Raw genomic sequence first — 15,004 nt, forward strand, 5'->3', positions numbered from 1 at the left:
AGAATGACGGACTCTTTTGATCTAGAGGCTCTTAAAGTCATCGTCATTCTGAACAACGAGGAACGAGTGTTGTTCAGAATCTATCGTCCGATTGCGCAGTGGCCAAGGTGAGTGCGAAAGAATAGGAGCTTGCTGTTATGAGATTCTTAGTCTCGCCAAGGCTCGCTAGAATGACGCTCCCCTTTGGTTTAGAGGTTGTTAAAGTCAATTACAATGGAAAAGTAACAGCGAATAATGAAGGAGAATGAATCATCGATAAGACACCTTGCGTTTATATCCTAACGTCAAATAACAACGCCGTTCTCTACATAGGTGTTACCAGTCAGCTGCCCCAAAGAATATGGCAACATAAAAATGGAGTGGTGGAAGGATTTACTAAGAAATACAACGTTCATAAGCTCGTTTACTTTGAGTTATTCGACGATATGGCTAATGCTATAAACCGAGAAAAGCAGCTCAAGCAGTGGAAGCGTGAGTGGAAGTTAGCCTTGGTGAGAGAAACGAACCCTAACTTTCTCGATCTATCTACTGAGTATCAGTAAAAATCATCCCTATCTTTAAACGCGTTTAAGCTAACCACATCCGCTTTTTGTGTTGGTGCGGCTTCCCCTTGTAGCGCTGCTTTGAACTTCACGACCTGTTTTTGCAACTCGTTCATCAATACCACATTGGTGTGATGAGGGTTTTTACACGTTCTGATGACTCTATCGATGTGGCTTTGTTGAGCCCACAATCTTTCTTTCATATTTTCTGATGCGCTCTCGATCATCTCTTTCGCCATCTCATGACGAAATTGCTCAAAAGCTTCTGGGTCTCGCTCTGCCATTCGAACCATTTCATCGAATGGAGGAAGCGTTTGGGATGGGATATGACGTAGATTAGACATCGATGCTCTCCAAATCCTTATGGAAGTTGCCTTTAGTTACTAAAAGCCTATACCACTAGAAAGAGGAGAGAGGATGAATTCTTCAGCCGTCTCACTTATAAGAGAAGCTTTCAAGCTTGAGATTGAATAAGTGCGGCATGTCGATGTTTGGTTGTGGTGGTTACTGCAGTTGTTGGATGCGGTAAACGCAGCGTCTTTGGCCACTAATGATGTGTTCGGTACGCTCTACTTTGGTGTCATGCCCAAGTAAAGACTGAAAGACACTTAATTCTGATTGGCACAAGCTTGGGCAGCGAGTTGCGGCTTTACAAATCGGACAGTGATTTTCGATCAAGATGAATCCGTTCTCATCTTTCTCGAGCTCTGCCATATAGCCTTCTTGCTCTCTTAATGTGACAAGTGTTTCTAGTTTACTTTGCAGAGAGTCGCATTGCTCAAGATGCTGACGATAACTTTGTAACGTGAGTTTTTCCCTTTCTGATGTGACTTTTTCCAGTCCATCTTTGCCAAAGATATGTTCGACAGCTTCTATAAACTGAATGGTCAACTCACCGTGACGGTCAGCAAATTGCTCATGACCTTTTTGAGTGAGAGACCAATGACGAGCAGGGCGACCAACTTTTACTTTTACGTCATGGATAGAAAGAATGCCATCATCTTCTAAACTTTGCAGGTGCTGACGAGCCCCCATGGTTGTCATCCCTAGCTCAGAAGAGAGTTGTTTTGCAGTGACGGAGCCATCACGCTTAACGATTTGCAATATCCTATCTACGGTCTTCATATACCCACCATTTATACGTCAGTACATATTATGCGCGATAGGGTTAGTAAAGAAAAGTGTTGACTTAATTTGAGTGTGGATTTGTAGGGCTATGTTCATATGAGCCAATATATGTCGTCATTCTGAACAACGAGGAACGAGGTGATTCAGAATCTATCTTTTGGTTGAGCAGTGGTTAAGGTGGTCAGGAAAGAATAGGAGCTTGTTACTATTAGATTCTTAGTCTCGCTGGAGCTCGCTAGAATGACGAGTTCTTTTGATTTAGAGCTTATTAAAGTCACCGTCATTCTGAACAACGAGGAACGAGAGTGATTCAGAATCTATTGCCCGGTTGTGCGGAAAGAAAGGCTCAAGCTCAGACTGAGCGAGAGCCTCGAGAAATGCTTAAAGAATAATATCACGCACTTCTGGATCTTTACGATCTAAGTAGTGAGTCGATTTGATGCGGCGAATAGTTCGGCATCGACCGCGTACGAGCAGCGTTTCTGTGGTTGCAATATTGCCTTGACGAGAGATACCTTCCAGCAAGTCACCTTTAGTGATGCCTGTAGCTGAAAATACCACATTGTCGCTACGAGCCATGTCTTCCATTTTGAGGACAACATTCGCTTTTACGCCCATTTCATCGCAGCGTTTTAGTTCATCTGCACCGTAAATGCGGTTTTCTTCAGTATCGCCTTTTACCTCATGACGAGGAAGCAGGCGACCGTGCATGTCACCGTCTAGCGCTCGAATTACCGCTGCTGATACAACCCCTTCTGGCGCACCGCCAATACAGTACATCATGTCCACTTCACTGTCTGGCATACAAGTTAGAATAGAGGCAGCGACGTCACCATCAGGCACCGCAAAGACACGTACGCCCATTGCTTGCATTTCTGCAATAACGTTATCGTGGCGAGGTTTCGCAAGGGTAATAACGACTAGGGTATCAAGTGGCTTGTTCAGGGCTTTTGCTACGTTCTCTAGGTTTTCTTTTAACGGCTTTTCTAAGTCAATTACGCCTTTTGCACCAGGGCCAACAACCAGTTTTTCCATGTACATATCTGGCGCTTTAAGAAAGCTGCCTTTCTCACCTGCGGCAAGTACGGCTAGTGCGTTCGATTGTCCCATTGCCGTCATACGCGTTCCTTCAATCGGGTCGACTGCAATATCTACTTCATCACCACCAATACCCACTTGCTCACCAATGTACAGCATTGGCGCATCATCGATTTCACCTTCACCAATGACAATTTCACCACTGATATCTGTTTTGTTCAGTAGCGTGCGCATAACTTCAACAGCTGCGCCATCGGCTGCGTTTTTATCGCCACGGCCAAGCCATTTGTAACCAGCCAGAGCTGCACCTTCAGTCACACGGGAAAATGCCATTGCTAAATCGCGTTTCATGATGTCTCCAAGTAAGCAAGAGGGAAGAAGAATTTGCGCGGCGATTCTATCACAAGGTCGAGTAAACGTTTGCCTTTTTGCGAGGCTTTTACTTTATCTAACTTGAATTTGATCAATACTTAGGGCGATTTTCAGAGTAGCGGGACGCAAAATCCTTGCTCAAAAATGCTTCGGCGACAAGAAAAGTCAGCGTTTAGTGAGATTGCGCTGATTTTTTGACCGAATGATGCAAAATATCGAATATAGTGAGTGTTTCTCATCGCGACGCTGAGTAGAATGAACCTTATATAGGTTAGGTGTGCATCAATCTCGCACATCGTCCCAACGGAATAACATAGGTAGGCCAAGATGTCTTTTGAAGTACTAGAACAACTAGAATCTAAAATTCAAACTGCAGTTGACACAATCACTCTTCTTCAGATGGAAGTCGAAGAGCTGAAAGAAGATAAAGCTAAACTTGCGGAAGAAGCTAACGAGCTTCGCTCTCAACGTGAAGAGCTAGAGCAAAAAGCACAACAAGCACAGCAAGAGCACGCACAATGGCAAGAGCGCATTCGTGCACTACTTGGCAAAATGGACGAAGTGGAATAATTCAGCTTCTTCATTCCAAATTAAAAACACCCGCGTTAAGCGGGTGTTTGTGTTTTAGGGAAGTAGAAAATGTTAAGACAAGGCTAGGCGCTAAGAGCCAAGAGAAGGCCCTATAACTTAGGCGCCTAAGACTCGTTATGCTTCTTCATCCAACTCTAAATCAATATTCAATGGTTCTGGCGACAGGATAATTCCGGTGCTATCAGCATAAATGTAATCTTCTGGAAGGAAGCTAACGCCGCCAAAGTTGACTGGTACATCCAATTCGCCAATACCCTGACTGGTCGCTCCAACAGGAATAGAAGCGAGGGCTTGAATGCCTAAGTTCATATCTTCAAGTTCATCTACTTCACGAACACAGCCGTAAACGACAATGCCTTCCCACTCGTTTTCTTCCGCAATGGTTGCGATTTCTGCATCGATAAGGGCTTTACGTAGGGAACCGCCACCGTCAATTAACAAAACGCGACCAAGTCCATCTTGCTCTAATGTCTCGCGGATCAACGAATTATCTTCAAAACACTTGATGGTGGTGATTTGCCCGGCAAATGAAGCGCGACCGCCAAAGTTACTGAACATTGGTTCAACCACATCTACCTGGTCGAGGTAGATATCACAGAGTGCTGAGGTATTGTATTCCATAGCGTACCTTTCTAAACAGAAATTGGTTGTCTTTGAGTATATCTAGGCATTAAGTCAATGCAATGACAATCCTTTTTTAACTCACTAGAGTTTGAGCTACCACAATTGTTGCAAACAAAACGTTGGTGACTAGAGAGCATTTCACGATGACTGGCATCATTGGTGCTATCTGAGCGGGCTTTTGTGTATGCCAAACTGCTTTACCATGATCGGCCACGAAATAAATACTAAGTAAAAATGGCAAGCTAATCCAAACGGGTTTGTCTTGAATTAACAAGTAAGCCGCAAAGGCAAGGATAGCTCCGCCAAGTAAGATAAAGTGGTACTGCTTGGCTTTACGTTGACCTAAGCGTACCGCCACCGTGCGTTTACCACACTCTCGGTCGTTCTCTATATCACGCATATTGTTGATGTTGAGTACTGCAACAGCGAGTAAACCGCAGCCTAAAGCAGGTAAGAATAGCGTGGTGTCTACGTGACCGGTATGCAAGAAGTAGGTACCGGATACGCCGAGTAAACCAAAAAACAAGAACACTGATATATCGCCAAGCCCCACGTAACCGTATGGTTTGCTACCCATGGTATAAGCAATGGCTGCGAGAATGGCCAAAATTCCCAGCCCGATAAAAGTAACAATGCTTTCCAGTGAACTTAGTGAATAGAAAACTAACACCAAGCCTGAAATGGCGGTCAGAACGATGTTAAAGATAATCGCTTGTTTCATCTGTTTAGCACTTACCGCGCCTGACTGCATCGCTCGTAATGGGCCGAGGCGTTTGTTGTTATCTGTACCTTGAACGGCATCGCCATAGTCGTTTGCCAGGTTGGACAGAATTTGCAGCAATGTCGCGGTTACGAAAGCCATGATGGCAATCGTCAGTGAGAAATGACCCGCCGAGTAGGCGAGCACGCTACCTGTTAAGATAGAAACCAATGCCAGAGGTAATGTTTTTGGACGAGCGGCTTCAAGCCAGATCTGTAGAGATTGTTTCATGGAAATTTCGTGCTAGTAACCAATGTGCCCAGTATAAGCACAAAGAGGCAGATACGCTATTGACCTAAAACAACTCAACTAGAAGTCAAAGGGTTATTCAGAATCTATCATCCGGTTGTGCAGTGGTGAAGGTGAGTGGGAAAGAAAGGCGTTTGCTGTTAGCAGATTCTTAGTCTCGCTTGAGCTCGCTAGAATGACGAGATCTTTTTTGATTTAGGTGTTGTCAAAGTCACCGTCATTCTTAAGAACGAGTGTGATTCAAAATCGATCATCCGATTATGCGGTGGTGAAGGTGAGTTGGAAAGAAAGGCGTCTGCTGTTAGCAGATTCTTAGTCTCGCTTGAGCTCGCTAGAATGACGAGATCTTTTGATTTAGATGTTGTCAAAGTCACCGTCATTCTGAACAACGAGGAACGAGTGTGATTCAGAGTCTATCGTCCGGTTGTGCAGTGGTTAAGGTGAGTGGGAAAGAATAGGAGCTTGCTGTTAGCTGAGTCTTAGTCTCGCTTGAGCTCGCTAAAATGACGAGGTCTTTTGATTTAGATGTTGTCAAAGTCACCGTCATTCTGAACAGCGAGGAGCGAGTGTGATTCAGAATCCATCATCCGATTGTGCAGTGGTGAAGGCGAGTGGGAAAGAAAGGTGTTTGCTGTTAGCAGATTCTTAGTCTCGCTTAAGCTCGCTAGAATGACGAGAGCTTTTGATCTAGATGTTGTCTAAGTCACCGTCATTCTGAACAGCCAGGAACGAGGTTATTCAGAATCGATCATCCGATTGTGCAGTGGTGAAGGTGAGTTGGAAAGAAAGGCGTTTGCTGTTAGCAGATTCTTAGTCTCGCTTGAGCTCGCTAAAATGACGAGGTCTTTTGATTTAGATGTTGTCAAAGTCACCGTCATTCTGAACAGCGAGGAGCGAGTGTGATTCAGAATCCATCATCCGATTGTGCAGTGGTGAAGGTGAGTTGGAAAGAATAGGCGTCTGCTGTTCCCAGATTCTTAGTCTCGCTTGAGCTCGCTAAAATGACGAGGTCTTTTGATTTAGATGTTGTCTAAGTCACCGTCATTCTGAACAGCGAGGAACGAGTGTGATTCAGAATCTATCATCCGATTGTGCGGTGGTGAAGGTGAGTGGGAAAGAAAGGCGTTTGCTGTTAGCAGATTCTTAGTCTCGCTTAAGCTCGCTAGAATGACGAGAGCTTTTGATCTAGATGTTGTCTAAGTCACCGTCATTCTGAACAGCGAGGAACGAGTGTGATTCAGAATCTATCATCCGATTTTGCAGTGGTAAAGGTGAGAGAGAAAGAATAGGCGTCTGCTGTTAGTAGATTCTTAGTCTCGCTTAAGCTCGCTAGAATGCGAGATCTTTTGATTTAGGTGTTGTGACAGTGGCCGCCATTCTAAACAAAAAGCCCAGAAACAAGGTTCTGGGCTTTGGTGGGATAGATTGCGGTTAAAGAATAAAGCGGCTTAGATCTTCATCTTCAATCGTGTCGCCTAGGCGCTCTTTCACATAAGCGGCATCGATAACAAACTTCGCGCCAGATTGCTCCGCTGCGTCGTAAGAGATTTCATCCATCAAGCGTTCCATTACGGTGTGTAAGCGACGAGCACCGATGTTTTCGGTGCTTTCGTTGACCGTCCATGCCGCTTCCGCGATTTGCGTGATGCCGTCTTCTGTGAATTCGATGTCCACATCTTCCGTTTTCATCAACGCAACGTACTGCTCTGTTAGAGAGGCTTTTGGTTCTGTCAGAATGCGTTTGAAGTCGTTGCTGCTTAGTGCTTCTAGCTCAACACGAATTGGTAGACGACCTTGCAATTCTGGGATCAAGTCAGATGGTTTTGCCACTTGGAATGCACCAGATGCAACAAACAGAATGTGGTCTGTTTTTACCATGCCGTGCTTGGTTGATACCGTGCTGCCTTCAATCAATGGAAGTAGGTCGCGCTGAACACCTTCGCGTGAAACGTCTGGGCCTGAGCTCTCGCCGCGTTTACAGATCTTGTCGATCTCATCGATAAATACGATGCCGTTGTTTTCAACGTTGAAAATCGCTGCTTCTTTCAGCTCTTCTTGGTTAACCAGTTTCGCCGCTTCTTCTTCCGCTAACGCTTTCATTGCGTCTTTGATTTTCAGCTTACGTTTTTTCTTAGTGTCGCCTGCTAGGTTTTGGAACATGCCTTGCAGCTGGTTAGTCATCTCTTCCATACCAGGAGGCGCCATGATCTCTACGCCCATTTGTGGTGCGGCTACGTCGATTTCAATTTCTTTATCGTCTAGTTGGCCTTCACGCAGTTTCTTACGGAAGATCTGGCGAGTGTGAGAAGACTCTTCCGTTTGCTCTGCTTGACCCCAACTATCACGTGCTGGTGGCAGTAGCGCATCAAGAATGCGTTCTTCCGCTTGTTCTTCTGCGCGGAATTTCACTTTTTCCATCGCTTGTTGATGCGTCATTTTCACAGCGACATCTGTTAGGTCACGGATGATGGTTTCAACTTCTTTACCAACGTAACCCACTTCGGTGAATTTTGTCGCTTCAACTTTGATGAAAGGGGCATTTGCCAGTTTTGCGAGGCGTCGTGCGATTTCAGTCTTACCAACACCAGTAGGGCCAATCATCAAGATGTTTTTTGGCGTCACTTCGGCACGCAGGCTTTCTTCAAGCTGCATGCGGCGCCAGCGGTTACGAAGTGCAATCGCAACCGAACGCTTGGCTTTTTCTTGACCGATAATGTGGCGGTTCAATTCATGAACGATTTCGCGAGGCGTCATTTCAGACATATTCTTTCCTTACTTCGTTACGATTACGCGGTTGGTTTTTCAGGCTCTACTGTTGAGTCTAGCTCTTCTACCGTGTGGTGATGGTTAGTGAAGACACAAATATCACCCGCGATATTGAGAGCTTTTTCCGCGATCTCACGAGCATCTAGATCTGTGTTTTCTAGTAGGGCGGTTGCGGCAGCTTGTGCGTAAGCACCACCAGAGCCAATCGCAATCAGGTCGTGTTCTGGCTGTACGACATCACCATTACCGGTAATGATTAACGATGCGGTTTCGTCGGCAACGGCAAGTAAGGCTTCGAGCTTGCGCAGAGCACGATCGCTACGCCAGTCTTTGGCTAGCTCAACTGCCGCTTTGGTTAGGTGACCTTGGTGCATTTGCAGTTTGCTTTCGAAGCGCTCAAAAAGGGTGAAGGCATCCGCAGTACCGCCGGCAAAGCCCGCTAGTACTTGGTTGTTGTATAGGCGGCGAACTTTGCGCGCATTACCTTTCATTACGGTATTGCCTAGAGATACTTGGCCATCACCCGCGATGACGACTTTATTATTTCGACGTACAGATACAATGGTAGTCACAGTCGACCTCTTGATTATTTCTCTTTGGATTTAATTCAGTATATGGGGGAGGAGAAATGGGGATTCAAGGGGGCAAAAAGAAAGGCCCTAGGATCTTAGTTCCTAGGGCCTGAGTTTAAAGATTTTCTTTCCAAATCGCACACGGCTCGATTTTCGCGCGTTGCAGTTTATGACGGTCACGTTCTGCATCACGTTTGAACTTATACGGACCTAGCACCACGCGATACCATGAACTGCCTTCTTTCTTACGAATCTTGCTCGACATCCCTTGGAACGCGATTGCAAGCTTGCGCTCTTCGGCTTGTGCCTGAGTTTTGTACGCGCCACACTGCATGATGTAAGGAATTTTAGAAACTTCAATTTCTTTGGCCACAACTTCAACTTCACGTTTCGGTAGTGACTCAACATATTCCCATTTTTCTTCTGGTGGTGGCGGCAAGTCTTTTTTCGGCTTTGGTTTGCTTACAGTGGTTGTTGGCTGCTTCACGACTGGTTGTTTAGGTTCTGGGTCGCTACTCAAAAGGTAAAGACCATAGCCAAAACCGCCCACAAGCAAGATAGCGAGCAGGCCACTGCGCCAAGGTTTTTTTCTTCTCGGCGGCTGTTTTTTTGTCGACTTTTTTGGGGCGCCTCGCCCCCGTCTTACATAATCTCTGTTTGCCACGGTTATTTCTGGTCATCAAGGATTCTTGCAAATATGTTAATCCAGAACGAGTTGAGAAAACACCCTATTGATAGAATCTTGATAGCTAAAGCGCGACAACGCCCGAGTGTAGGAGTGTGTTTCCGTTCTCACTTACATTTATTCAGGGATACACAAAAAGCAGGAGGGGTAAATAAAAAAGCGGCGCCTTAGCACCGCTTTGGGGATGAATACCTAATCTTTAGGTTAAGGGCGCTGTGGTGGCGCTGCACTTCCACGAATGACGAGATTAGTTTCAAGCAGACGCGAGCCTGAATGCACGTCGTGGCCTTTTAACATCTCGAGCATCATTAGCATCGCTTGTCGACCAATCTCATAGCGAGGTTGAGAGATGGTGGTCAACGGTGGATCGCAGTACTGAGCGAAGTTAATGTCATCAAAGCCCACAACAGAGAGATCTTGCGGTACTCGTAAGCCAAGCTTTTTCGCTTCTTGAATTGCGCCGATGGCCATTGTGTCACAGTGACAGAAAATAGCCGTTGGTGGTTCTGGCAATTCGAGCAGTTTACGAACGGCTTTTGCTCCGCCATCAAAAGAGAACTCAGTAATGACACTATATTGTGGATCTTTATTGATGCCGGCACGGCGCAGGGCTTGCTGGTAGCCTTGCTGGCGGAACTGACACAATATTGCTGTATCTGGTCCAGAGATTTGAGCAATGCGTTTATGACCTAATTGAGTCAGGTAATTCACCGCTTCAAATGCTGAGGTCAGGTTATCAATATGTACTGTCGGAAGCTCGAGCTCTGGCGCAAATTCACACGCCATTACCATCGGAGGTAAGTTCTTTTGCTCTGGCTTACTGACATCGAATGGTAGATCTGTACCAAGCAGTAGCATTCCATCTGCCTGCTTAGTAAATACGAGGTTAACGAAAGAGCTTTCGCGTTTCTTCTGTTGTCCGCTATCACCCAGCAGGACTAGATAGCCATGTTCCATGGCTGCATCTTCAATACCGCGAATAATTTCAGAAAAATAAGGATCACAGATGTCGGGAACGATAGTAACAATGGTTTTTGATTCGTTTCTACGTAAGTTACGCGCTAATGAGTTTGGAGAATAACCCGCTTCAAGTACGGCATCTTCTACTCTCTTTCTTGTAGAAGAAGAGACTTTCTCTGGATTCATTAAGGCTCGAGATACCGTAGCCGTAGACACTCCCGCAAGCTGGGCAACATCCTTCATTGTCGCCATAGTTTTTAACCTCTCATTTATTTTTTGCCAAGATGACGTTATTCCGGTTTGAAATCAGAGTAATCAAACCGAGTTAGAGCTGTGTTTGCTCTTCGCTCAGTTCGTGTTAACGAGTGGGAAAATGGATTCTTCACCGCGATATCAATTTGTGGGAATAGTCATTGTTTTAATCTAAGCCTGTGCAAACAAGTCACTTTAGACTTTTCTAATTTGGATAGTCTATTCATTTCTAAAGTGAAAGTTACGGTCTGTTTAACAAAAATTGTAATCTTGGTGTGATTCTGGTCACATTAAATGGTAATTCATTACATAGTTAAACGTTTGCTAGCTGAGATCTTGTGGTTCTATGTCTAAATTCCAGCGTACTTTCTTAGCATTTGGCAACAACTCAATAGCAGGTTTGGCACTGGTTAATAACTTTTGCATCAATGAACGATGCTGAGTTTGCAGTAATAGTTGCCAACGGTATTTACCAGCCCGCTTGGCCAAAGGTGAAGGAGTAGGGCCTAACACCATGCAGGAATCATCGAACAGAGGGTGTGACTCTAACGTAAAGCGAACCTGACGCAGGAAGTCTTCAACTACCTCACTTTGGTTCGCCTCTGCTTTAAACAGAGTCAAGAAACTATAAGGCGGAAGCTGAGCCAGTTTGCGTTCTTCCAGAGCCGTCATAGCAAAGTGGCGATAGTCTTTTTGAAGCAGGGCCTGCAGCAAGCTGTGCTCAGGATGGTGGGTTTGTAGGATAACCTCGCCAGGTTTACTTGCGCGGCCGGCACGACCTGCGACCTGAATAAACAACTGCGCTAGTCGCTCGGAAGCGCGGAAGTCACTACTATAGAGAGAGCCATCAACATCCAAAAGAGCAACGAGCGTTACATTTGGAAAATGGTGCCCCTTAGCCAGCATTTGGGTGCCAATCAGAATTTGATGTTCACCTTTACGAATCGATTCAAGGGCATCTTCCAAACTACCTTTGCGACGTGTGCTGTCTCTGTCGATGCGAATGGCGTTGTATTCTGGAAATAACTGAGCCAATTGTTGTTCGAGTTGTTCCGTTCCTACGCCGACGGTAACCAATTGGGTTGAACCACACCCCTGACATTGATGAATTACCGGTTGTTGTGAGCCGCAGTGATGGCAGCGTATTTCGTTGCTGTAATGGTGGAACGTATAGTACGCATCACAGCGTTTACATTCTGCAATCCAACCGCATTCATGGCACATCAAAGCGGGCGAAAAGCCTCGGCGGTTAAGAAACAACATTACTTGATTACCAGCTTTTAAATGCTTGCGCATTTCGGCAATCAGTTGGGCAGATAAGCCACTTTCTAAATACTGACCTTTTACATCTAACACTTTATTGGTGGTTGGTACGGCAGAGCCAGCTCGTTGGGTTAGTGTTAAATGGTGATACTTGCCTGACAAGGCATTGTGCAATGTCTCCAGTGCAGGTGTGGCTGAGCCCAGAACAATCGGAACTTGTTCTTTATGAGCGCGCATTACAGCAACATCGCGTGCATGATAACGCAAGCTATCTTGCTGTTTGTAAGAGGTGTCATGTTCCTCGTCCACAATGATAATCCCGAGATCAGCAAAAGGCGCGAGTAGGGCAGAGCGTGTGCCGATAATGATTCCGGCCGCTTTGTCGCGTGCAGAAAGCCACGCATTCAGGCGCTCCGTCTCGTTTAACCCGGAGTGGATGACGTCAACTGGCACATTAAAACGGCGTTTAAAGCGGTTGATGGTTTGGGGCGTTAAGCCAATCTCTGGTACTAAAACCAAGGCTTGTTTACCTTTCTCTAAGACCGGCTTGATCAGGTTGAGGTACACTTCTGTCTTACCTGAGCCCGTGACGCCTTCTAATAAATAGGAGGCAAAACCTGTTTGGCTATTTACACTCGCAATAGCCAGCGCTTGTTCGTGGTTGAGCTTTGGCTTCTCGACGTCGCATTCAACGTGCTGTCCCCACTGGGTGATTACATGCCTCTTCTCGATACGTTCAATCCAGCCTTTCTCTTCTAAAGACTTTAGTACTGTTGAGGCTATCTCTTGGTCGACAAATTCCTGGTGAGGCAAAGCGCCGTTAACCAACATTTGCAAGACCTTCTGTTGTTTGACCGCTCGACGATCAAGCCCTTGCATCAGCTTGTCTTTACCGGATTCGGTAATTTGCCACTCTTGTAGCGTCGCAAAATCTGCAGGCTTTCCTTTACGTAGAGCTGCTGGCATCGCATTGTGTAGCGTATCTCCAAGTGGGTATTGGTAGAACTGGCTGCACCAAGTCAGCAACGAATAAAGCTTTTCAGACCATATCGGCTGAGAATCAAGAACTGCTTTGATTGGCTTGAGTTGATCTTTGGGAAAGTCCGAGTGATTAACCATCGCGGTGACGATGCCAACTAACGTTTGGCGTCCAAAAGGTACGGAAACGCGTCCACCAATGATCGGAAACAGGTGCCCCGGAATGGCGTAATCAAATTGTTTGTCGAGCGGAACGGGTAATGCCACTCTAGCAATGGTTGGACGCATAAATTCTTAGCTATTAAAAAAGAGGGAAAGGAAATGAGAGTCTATTAAAATCGGTATGGAAATTCGAGTAAAGCAATGCGATTCAGCGTGAATCGTGCCTCTATGATTAGTCTGGCTAAAAAAGTGGCGAAAAAGTTGCCAAATGTGTTGATCCGAGCAATGTGATTCTTTACTATATCGCGCCTTGAGATATGGCTTCGGCAATTAGTTGATGCGGTATCCCATTTTATTATTAATTGCGTGTGGTGTGCGGCTTAGATTCGTATAGCGACACGGCCTACTATTGAGGTTATCCCATGAAAGCTGGTATCCACCCAGAATACAAAGCAGTAAAAGCGACTTGTTCTTGCGGCAACTCTTTTGAGTTCAACTCTACTCTAGGTAAAGAGTCTATCCACCTAGACGTATGTGACAAGTGTCACCCATTCTACACTGGTAAGCAACGTATCGTTGATACAGGCGGCCGTGTTGATCGCTTCAACAAGCGTTTCGGTGCACTATCAAGCGGTAAGAAATAATAGCAGCCGCTATTACGATTACAGTTTAGAAAAGGACGCTTCGGCGTCCTTTTTGTTTAATGGCTACCAAGCGAAGAGGAATGTATAGGGTTTGGAATATTCCCGATTATTTTTCACTCAGCGCTTGCAACCTAAAGTGTGATCTGTATAATGCAGCGCACTGGTTAAGCCAGTTGTGAACCAATGAGCAGTGAGGAGCGAGCAAATCTAAGGATTTGTGAGGTAATGTATACTCAGCTTATGTTCGCGGTTAATACAATTAGCTATCTTTTCTTCGGAAAAACTATCCTCAAAGGTGACTTTGGCATATAGGGATAGTTAATCGAAAATTAACTGACAATGCGTCCTAATCTTGGATGCTACGGTTTCACATAAATCAATCGGCATTCTCTCGTCTTGACGAGTTTGAGTGGCGATATTGTTTGTGTAATTTATTAAATTTGGAGCTCTGTCTCATGCAGAACCAACGTATCCGTATCCGCCTAAAAGCTTTCGATTACAAACTAATCGATGCTTCTACAGCGGAAATCGTTGAAACAGCTAAGCGCACTGGCGCACAGGTTCGTGGTCCAATCCCACTGCCAACTCGTAAAGAGCGTTTCACAGTTCTTATCTCTCCACACGTTAACAAGAAAGCACGTGACCAGTACGAAATCCGTACTCACAAGCGTCTAATCGACATCGTTGAGCCAACAGACAAGACTGTTGATGCTCTAATGCGTCTAGACCTTGCTGCGGGCGTTGACGTTCAAATTAGCCTAGGTTAAGGGAGATTAGAAGTATGATTGGTCTAATCGGTCGTAAAGTGGGCATGACCCGCGTATTTACTGAAGAAGGCGTTTCTATCCCAGTAACAGTTGTTGAGGTTGAAGCTAACCGTGTTTCTCAAGTGAAAACTCTTGAAACTGACGGCTACGCAGCAATCCAGGTTACAGCTGGTTCTAAGAAAGCTAACCGTGTAAACAAAGCTGAAGCAGGTCACTTTGCTAAAGCTGGCGTTGAAGCTGGTCGCGGTCTTTGGGAATTCCGTTTAGAAAACGGCGAAGAGTTCGAAGTTGGTTCAGAACTAACTGTTGAACTATTCAACGAAACTAAGAAAGTAGACGTTACTGGTACATCTAAGGGTAAAGGTTTCCAAGGCGCTGTTAAGCGTTGGAACTTCCGTACTCAAGATATGACTCACGGTAACTCATTGTCTCACCGTGCTCCTGGTTCTATCGGTCAATGTCAGACTCCAGGTCGCGTATTTAAAGGCAAGAAAATGGCAGGTCACATGGGTGCTGAGCGTGTAACGACTCAAAACCTAGAGATCGTACGTGTTGACGCTGAGCGCAACCTGCTTCTTATTAAAGGTGCAGTCCCAGGCGCAACTGGCGGCAACGTGATCGTTAAACCAGCTGTTAAAGCATAACGTCTCA

Annotated in this window: 15 protein-coding genes; 5 read left to right on the top strand and 10 right to left on the bottom strand. The window is 45.6% G+C overall.

The genetic code is table 11. The features are described 5' to 3' along the window. Positions 1-251: 251 nt before the first annotated feature. On the top strand, positions 252-542 hold the full coding sequence (locus L3V37_RS09460) for a GIY-YIG nuclease family protein (RefSeq protein ID WP_080276962.1): 291 nt from the start codon (positions 252-254) through the stop codon (positions 540-542). Here L3V37_RS09460 and L3V37_RS09465 read toward each other — a convergent pair. The 3 genes from L3V37_RS09465 to glpX form a co-directional block, all read right to left on the bottom strand. Further along, positions 536-886, bottom strand: a complete 351-nt coding sequence (locus tag L3V37_RS09465) for a DUF3135 domain-containing protein (protein ID WP_237306228.1) — start codon at positions 884-886, stop codon at positions 536-538. The two genes, L3V37_RS09460 and L3V37_RS09465, sit on opposite strands and share 7 nt — an antisense overlap. A gap of 160 nt (positions 887-1,046) precedes the next feature. Further along, on the bottom strand, positions 1,047-1,667 hold the full coding sequence (locus L3V37_RS09470) for a metalloregulator ArsR/SmtB family transcription factor (RefSeq protein ID WP_213885605.1): 621 nt from the start codon (positions 1,665-1,667) through the stop codon (positions 1,047-1,049). 384 nt (positions 1,668-2,051) lie between these two features. Beyond that, positions 2,052-3,059 carry a class II fructose-bisphosphatase gene (gene glpX / locus L3V37_RS09475; protein WP_047101877.1) on the bottom strand — a complete coding sequence of 336 codons (1,008 nt, stop codon included), beginning with the start codon at positions 3,057-3,059 and terminating at the stop codon, positions 2,052-2,054. A gap of 348 nt (positions 3,060-3,407) precedes the next feature. Between glpX and zapB the strand changes: the two genes are divergently transcribed. Next, on the top strand, positions 3,408-3,650 hold the full coding sequence (zapB, locus tag L3V37_RS09480) for a cell division protein ZapB (RefSeq protein ID WP_005379536.1): 243 nt from the start codon (positions 3,408-3,410) through the stop codon (positions 3,648-3,650). 135 nt (positions 3,651-3,785) lie between these two features. Here zapB and rraA read toward each other — a convergent pair whose 3' ends face one another. The 7 genes from rraA to priA all read right to left on the bottom strand — a co-directional run bounded on the left by rraA (position 3,786) and on the right by priA (position 13,068). After that, the gene (rraA, locus tag L3V37_RS09485; RefSeq protein ID WP_005379537.1) at positions 3,786-4,292 is read right to left on the bottom strand and encodes a ribonuclease E activity regulator RraA; all 507 of its coding nucleotides are present in this window, start codon (positions 4,290-4,292) and stop codon (positions 3,786-3,788) included. Between the two features lie 76 nt (positions 4,293-4,368). Then, the gene (locus tag L3V37_RS09490) at positions 4,369-5,286 is read right to left on the bottom strand and encodes a 1,4-dihydroxy-2-naphthoate polyprenyltransferase (RefSeq protein WP_237306229.1); all 918 of its coding nucleotides are present in this window, start codon (positions 5,284-5,286) and stop codon (positions 4,369-4,371) included. A 1,449-nt stretch (positions 5,287-6,735) separates the two neighbouring features. Further along, positions 6,736-8,067, bottom strand: coding sequence for an HslU--HslV peptidase ATPase subunit (gene hslU, locus L3V37_RS09495; RefSeq protein ID WP_006742475.1), 1,332 nt, complete (start codon positions 8,065-8,067; stop codon positions 6,736-6,738). Positions 8,068-8,090: 23 nt separating this feature from the next. After that, positions 8,091-8,642 carry an ATP-dependent protease subunit HslV gene (gene hslV / locus L3V37_RS09500; RefSeq protein ID WP_005383176.1) on the bottom strand — a complete coding sequence of 184 codons (552 nt, stop codon included), beginning with the start codon at positions 8,640-8,642 and terminating at the stop codon, positions 8,091-8,093. A gap of 115 nt (positions 8,643-8,757) precedes the next feature. Beyond that, a complete protein-coding gene (ftsN, locus tag L3V37_RS09505; protein ID WP_017820300.1) occupies positions 8,758-9,306 on the bottom strand; it encodes a cell division protein FtsN in 549 nt (182 codons plus the stop codon). A gap of 225 nt (positions 9,307-9,531) precedes the next feature. Then, positions 9,532-10,560, bottom strand: a complete 1,029-nt coding sequence (gene cytR / locus L3V37_RS09510) for a DNA-binding transcriptional regulator CytR (protein WP_254901949.1) — start codon at positions 10,558-10,560, stop codon at positions 9,532-9,534. Between the two features lie 303 nt (positions 10,561-10,863). Continuing rightward, on the bottom strand, positions 10,864-13,068 hold the full coding sequence (gene priA / locus L3V37_RS09515; protein ID WP_237306230.1) for a primosomal protein N': 2,205 nt from the start codon (positions 13,066-13,068) through the stop codon (positions 10,864-10,866). Between the two features lie 296 nt (positions 13,069-13,364). Here priA and rpmE point away from each other — a divergent pair, with 296 nt between their 5' ends. The 3 genes from rpmE (at position 13,365) to rplC (ending at position 14,997) form a co-directional block, all read left to right on the top strand. After that, positions 13,365-13,586 carry a 50S ribosomal protein L31 gene (gene rpmE / locus L3V37_RS09520; RefSeq protein WP_005379546.1) on the top strand — a complete coding sequence of 74 codons (222 nt, stop codon included), beginning with the start codon at positions 13,365-13,367 and terminating at the stop codon, positions 13,584-13,586. Between the two features lie 455 nt (positions 13,587-14,041). Beyond that, positions 14,042-14,353, top strand: coding sequence for a 30S ribosomal protein S10 (gene rpsJ / locus L3V37_RS09525; RefSeq protein WP_004410492.1), 312 nt, complete (start codon positions 14,042-14,044; stop codon positions 14,351-14,353). Between the two features lie 14 nt (positions 14,354-14,367). Further along, positions 14,368-14,997 (top strand): 50S ribosomal protein L3, encoded by a 630-nt coding sequence (gene rplC / locus L3V37_RS09530; protein WP_005379555.1) that lies wholly within the window; start codon positions 14,368-14,370, stop codon positions 14,995-14,997. Positions 14,998-15,004 lie beyond the last annotated feature (7 nt).

The sequence above is a fragment of the Vibrio sp. D54 genome, from assembly GCF_021728075.1.
GTDB lineage: Bacteria > Pseudomonadota > Gammaproteobacteria > Enterobacterales > Vibrionaceae > Vibrio > Vibrio alginolyticus.